This is a genomic window from Ectobacillus panaciterrae DSM 19096 (genome assembly GCF_000430785.1).
Taxonomy (GTDB): Bacteria; Bacillota; Bacilli; order Bacillales; family Bacillaceae_G; genus Ectobacillus; species Ectobacillus panaciterrae.
Map to the genome: position 1 here is coordinate 1 of NZ_AUMR01000144.1, position 5,602 is coordinate 5,602.

The 5,602-nt window shown below is 39.6% G+C and carries 6 protein-coding genes; 2 read left to right on the plus strand and 4 right to left on the minus strand.

The window, feature by feature from the left end:
- The coding region (locus tag H540_RS30545) for a LysR substrate-binding domain-containing protein (RefSeq protein ID WP_034671621.1) at nt 1–582 on the plus strand (582 nt) is incomplete at its 5' end.
- 509 nt (nt 583–1,091) lie between these two features.
- On the opposite strand, the gene H540_RS0121205 is transcribed toward H540_RS30545, so the two are convergent.
- The 4 genes from H540_RS0121205 to H540_RS0121220 all read right to left on the minus strand — a co-directional run bounded on the left by H540_RS0121205 (nt 1,092) and on the right by H540_RS0121220 (nt 5,089).
- Nucleotides 1,092–1,481, minus strand: a complete 390-nt coding sequence (locus H540_RS0121205) for a tautomerase family protein (RefSeq protein ID WP_028402288.1) — start codon at nt 1,479–1,481, stop codon at nt 1,092–1,094.
- Between the two features lie 282 nt (nt 1,482–1,763).
- A complete protein-coding gene (locus H540_RS0121210) occupies nt 1,764–2,618 on the minus strand; it encodes an alpha/beta fold hydrolase (protein WP_028402289.1) in 855 nt (284 codons plus the stop codon).
- Nucleotides 2,619–2,721: 103 nt separating this feature from the next.
- Nucleotides 2,722–3,798, minus strand: coding sequence for an NAD(P)H-dependent flavin oxidoreductase (locus H540_RS0121215; RefSeq protein WP_028402290.1), 1,077 nt, complete (start codon nt 3,796–3,798; stop codon nt 2,722–2,724).
- A 118-nt stretch (nt 3,799–3,916) separates the two neighbouring features.
- Nucleotides 3,917–5,089, minus strand: a complete 1,173-nt coding sequence (locus tag H540_RS0121220) for a YbfB/YjiJ family MFS transporter (protein ID WP_028402291.1) — start codon at nt 5,087–5,089, stop codon at nt 3,917–3,919.
- Between the two features lie 133 nt (nt 5,090–5,222).
- Here H540_RS0121220 and H540_RS0121225 point away from each other — a divergent pair.
- Nucleotides 5,223–5,602 (plus strand): LysR family transcriptional regulator (locus H540_RS0121225; protein WP_028402292.1); only part of this gene is annotated, 380 nt, incomplete at its 3' end.

Below are 5,602 nucleotides of genomic sequence, written 5' to 3' on the forward strand. Positions count from 1 at the left end.
TCCATGGAGACAACGGCGGCAGTTCGGTTACCCGAGCTTCTTGCCAGATATCATACCCAGTATCCAGATGTAGACTTATCGCTATTCACTGGTCCTACGGAACAACATGTGCATGCAGTTTTACATTACGAACTGCATGGGGCTTTCGTTGCAGGGCCTATTGAGCATCCTGAATTAGTTCAAGAAAAGGTGATGGATGAAGAGATGGTTCTTGTTACCTCTGCATCGCATCCACCTATATCCTCCATGCATGAGGCCCGTACACATACGATGCTTGTATTTCGTAAAGGATGCTCTTACAGAGAAAAATTTAGTCATCTTCTGCAAGAAGAAGGTTTATCACCTGTAAAGTTGATGGAATTCGGAGCACTCGAAACGATAATTGGTTGTGTTAGCGCGGGCTTGGGCATTTCATTATTGCCTCGTTCCATTGTTGTTGCACACGAACAACAAGGTCGGGTCCGTAGTCATATTCTTCCTGACAAATATTCTTTAGTCACAACCATGTTTATTAGACGAAAAGACGCTTTAATTACCCCTGCTTTGTCGGCTTTCTTAACAGAAATGAGATCTCAATTTTAAGAAAACCGCAAGCGTTGCTTCTAAAGTCTATACAGCAAGCTGGAAGCTTCAACAGGTATGCTCATGAGTGCGCAAGGACTCAATGAGCGATTTAACTCTGCCGCAGTTGGGGTTCCGCCGCATACCCATCAAGCTAAAGCAGAAAAACACCCCCAAAACGAGTAAATTGAGCAACTTACTTGTTTTAGGGGCAATTTATCTCGTTTTTTGATGGCGATACCGCCATAAGAGCTGCCAAACGTTTTATGAGCTTCGAACAACGATAAATGGTTATATGAAAGACTATAATCACCATCGTTATCAATAAATGCTAAAAAAATGACTCCGGTACAATGCCGAAGTCATCTTCTTAGTGTTTGAGTTTTTTCAAAGTCCTTTTTTATTAAACTGTCCTCTATCAAATGGACAGTTCAATTTGGTATGGCTTATTAATAGTTAATCTCACGATAATTAGCGAGTAACTCGCAAAAAGATTCTTATCTATGGCGATGGATTGAGGAAATTTTTATTTATAATTTACCGTTTAAAAACTGGGCCTCACCTAGTCCAAAACTCCAATCAGCATCCCCATTAGTAACAATAGAAACCATAATATCATTCGGCTCTATTCCACAATTTTCTCCAAGCTCTTGAACCAAAAGTTTATAGAAGTTCTTCTTTTGATCATCGCTTCTTTGCTTACTAGTTACACTTATTACTACTAAGTTTTTACTTCTCTTAAAACCTAAACCAGTATCTTCTATAATTAATTCATGAGCAGGATGTTGGTGAACGATTTGATAACGATCCCTTTCAGGAACACCGAAAGCTTTAACCATTGCCCGGTGAGAAGCGTCTAATAGATTTCTTAACGACTTATCGTCTCGTCCTTCTATTAAATCGAATCTAATTAATGGCATATTAAATAACCTCCAAAGTTAGTATTTAGTTGCGTTAAGTTATATCATAATTAGAATTAATTTGTTTTTATCGAAAAATATGGTCAATTTCTTTAATCTCTTCATCTGTTAAATGAACATCTAACGTTTTTAAATTGCTTAGCACTTAGTTCGCTCTCTTTGCCCCTGGAATTAAAATGTCAACTGAATCGCGTGTTAAATATCAAGCAAGAACCACGTGAGCTAATTCCGGGTTCTGGTGCAAAAAAATTGGACAAATACATATTTAAACTTATTGATGCGTTAGATGCCATTATCTTTTAAGAAATTTAACATCAATTCACCGATTTCATTCGCGTGTGTTTCCAATGCAAAATGACCAGTATCTAATAAATGAATCTCAGCATTAGGTAAATCTTTCTTAAAGGCTTTAGCGCCCGCTGGAATAAATGAAACATCATTTTTACCCCAAGTTGCCAATAATAGTGGTTGATATTCGCGAAGATACTGTTGAAATTGTGGGTACATCTTCACATTATTTTGATAATCAAAGATTAAATCTAATTGTTTTTCATCGTTTCCCGGTCGAGACATATAGGCAATATCGAGAGTATAACCATCTGGGGAAACTTGATTATCTTGTGTTCCATCAAGATATTGATTCTTGATCGTGTCGGGTGCAAATGCTGTACGATAACTTTCTCTTTTTGCTTGTGTTGGATTACGCCAATATTCTTCTCGAGTAGCCCATTTTTTACCCAAGCCTTCATGATAAACGTTCCCGTTTTGACTAATTATTGCTGTTACACGTTCTGGATGGCGCATAGCTAGACGAAAGCCAATTGGTGCCCCATAATCAAAGACATATAGTGCATACTTAGCGAATCCTAGTCGATCAACGAAAGCTTCAATAATTTCAGTAAGATGGTCAAATGTATAGGCAAACTCCTCCCTATCAGGTGATGTTGTATTTCCGAAACCAGGATAATCAGGAGCAATCACATGATAGTCTTTTGCTAGAATAGGAATTAGTTCTCGGAACATGTGACTTGCGGATGGAAAACCATGAAGCAATAAAATTACTGGTTTATTTGGATTACCAGCCTCACGGTAAAATACACTTAATTGCTCTACCTCTAAACAATGATATGTCGTCATATTATAACCTTCCTTTTTACAACTAAACTATATCTCATAATTATTGTCGATATTTGCTTAGCGTGGATTTCCTCCGATTTGCTGACAGTACCTGTACTACTTATTAAGGCAAAAGCGAATGAGCCTTTTGGAGTATTTCAGTGATGATATCCTCCGCTTTTTGATGGTCCGTAAGCATCCTTGTACCTTGTCCTGCCCATAATGACATATATTCCGTATTATTTTGTTTAGAAGAAGCATTTCTGATGTCTCGTGTTATTGTATTCTGCGTAGGAAATGGAAGTGGCTCAACACCGCTCGCATCCCAGTGTTCAATGAATTTGTTGACGATTCCTCTAGCGGGACGACCTGAGAATGCTTTAGTGATAACTGTGCTTTCTTCCGTACTTTTCAGCAGTGCAGCCTTGTAGGATTCATGCGCTCCTGATTCTAAGGAAGTTAAAAAACGTGTCCCCATTTGTACACCTTGAGCCCCAAGGGCAAGTGAAGCGACAAGACCTCGACCATCCATAATGCCGCCTGCTGCAATGACAGGGATCCGTACATGATCCACAATTTGTGGTACGAGAGCCATAATTCCTATATTAGCTCCCATTGGATAGTTAGAAACGTCAAAAGTCCCACGATGCCCCCCTGCTTCGCTACCTTGCGCAACAATCGCATCGCAGCCAGCCTGTTCAGCCTGAATTGCTTCATATACAGTTGTTACCATTGCCACAATTTTTATGCCTGCCGATTTCGCCTGTTGCAGGAGTGTTTCAGGAAGCAACCCAAACGCTGTGCTAATTATAGGAACATGTTCTTCCAATAAGACTGCAAATTGCTCTTCAAAATGATTTGGTGAGCTTACGCTCTCATCCGAAGCTTGAGAGATGCCTAGTTCACCGCGCATCTTATTAAGTTCACGTTGCACTTCTTTGATTCTCGTATTGTTATCAGAAACTTGAGTCGAGAAAAGATTGACTGCAAAAGGTTTTTGAGTTAGTTGTTTAATCTCATGGATTGCTTTTCGCAGATCTTCTGGTGTCATGTATGCACCTCCTAACGTTCCGAGTCCTCCTGCATTGGATACTGCTGCCACCAGTCCTGCCATATTCGGCAAACCAGCCATTCCTGCTAAAACAATGGGATATCGTATATTAAAAATTCGACACAATTCTGTTGTCAGTTGAATGCTCATGGTTCAATCATCCCCCTTGAAAGTAGTATTTGGATAAACAATCAGTTAAATGATGCATTGCAAGTATGTCAAAAAATTTTTATGAGTATCTAAATTGGGCCAAATTGTATGATTACTTTTAATCATACAATTGATTCCGATAAAAATTTGAATGGGACTTACTGATACCTAGCGGTAAGATAAGTGCACCAAGGAGCACGGTGACAGCAGCTCCAAGAATAACAACTGTGTAATTTCCGTACCATGAAATGAGTGGTCCCGCAATAAGTGGGCCAATTACTTGTCCTAACCCGTAAAAGCTCGTGAGCAATCCTATAATCTTTCGATTGTCCTGAGGATACAAGTCCTTGGCGAAAGAGAAAGTTAGAGTTGTTATCCCCACAAATGTTACACCGAATAGGATTGCTCCAATTATTACCGTAGTGAAGGAAGGTATTAGAACTGGAATCGCAATACCAATTGCTTGTGTAAGCATAGAAAATGTTAACGTCCAGTTTTTACCCCATTTTGTTGCTAATAAAGACCAAACAACGCAAGATGGTGCCGCAGCAATACCAACCAAAATCCAGCTTAACGATGTAATGTTGGGAATATCGGATACCGTCTTTGCGAAAGCTACAAGATATGTTCCCGTAACAATGTATCCCAATCCTTCCAAACCGTATGCAAGTATCAAATATATTAATGATTGTCGAGCTCCATATACTGCTTTGCTTTGAGAGGTACTGGTATCACTCGTACCACTTTGTCTATGCCTCAATAAAAACCAGCTAATAATGCTTAAAACTATGCTGATAAGGCCAAGTCCCTTCCATACTGTGATCCAATCACCATTCAAGATAAATAGCGGAACTACCAGTCCTGTTAATGAAATCCCTAAGCCCACACCGCTATAAAAAATCCCAGCTTGTACCGGTGATACACGTTCCAATGCAATGCTAGAAGCTATTATAAAAACGACAGCACTCGCCATACCTGACAAAAATCTAAGCACAAGCCAAGCTTGCATGGTTTGGAATTCTCCCATCCCCCATGTTGTAATAACGCTTATGAATAATCCAATCATCAGAAGTAAGTTTCGGTTTTTAACCTGAAAAAACGTTAGGGTTATTGCGCCAATCAAATAGCCCATATAATTACTTGACGCTAAATAACCAGCGCCAGTCGCAGAGAATAATTGATGCTCCATCATGAGGGGCAGGATAGGTGTGAAAGCAAACCGCCCTATTCCCATAGCAACAATCATTGCTGCTATTCCTCCAACCAAGAAAATTACAGACTGTCTCTTCATTCATGCACCTTCTAATTTATTTTTTCTTTAACTACTTAGCCTAGTTTACATTAAGTCTACCTATCATGTATAATTCAAAATTAAGATGTTAGATATCAGAAAATTAGATACCAATTTTATCGAGGAGGACCCTATGGATATTCAGTTACTACATGTTTTTCTCCACACAGCGCGAGAAGGAAGCATCTCCAAAGCAGCTAAGAAATTAAATTTTGCTCAGTCCAATGTAACGCATAAGATACAACAACTAGAAGCTGATTTGCAGACTCAGTTATTTTATCGCCATAATCGAGGGATATCACTTACCCCCTCAGGTCAAATCCTTGTATCTTATGCAGAGAAAATCCTAAATACTATCCAAGAGGCCAGAGCGGCCTTGAGTGACTCATCTGTTCCTTCTGGTCCGCTTCACATTGGATCCATGGAGACAACGGCGGCAGTTCGGTTACCCGAGCTTCTTGCCAGATATCATACCCAGTATCCAGATGTAGACTTATCGCTATTCACTGGTCC

Excerpts from the sequence above, each read along its gene's own strand:
- H540_RS0121205 (WP_028402288.1), bottom strand. The coding sequence starts at position 1,481 with ATGCCATTAATTAGATTCGATTTAATAGAAGGACGAGACGATAAGTCG.
- H540_RS0121210 (WP_028402289.1), bottom strand. The coding sequence starts at position 2,618 with ATGACGACATATCATTGTTTAGAGGTAGAGCAATTAAGTGTATTTTAC.
- H540_RS0121215 (WP_028402290.1), bottom strand. The coding sequence starts at position 3,798 with ATGAGCATTCAACTGACAACAGAATTGTGTCGAATTTTTAATATACGA.
- H540_RS0121220 (WP_028402291.1), bottom strand. The coding sequence starts at position 5,089 with ATGAAGAGACAGTCTGTAATTTTCTTGGTTGGAGGAATAGCAGCAATG.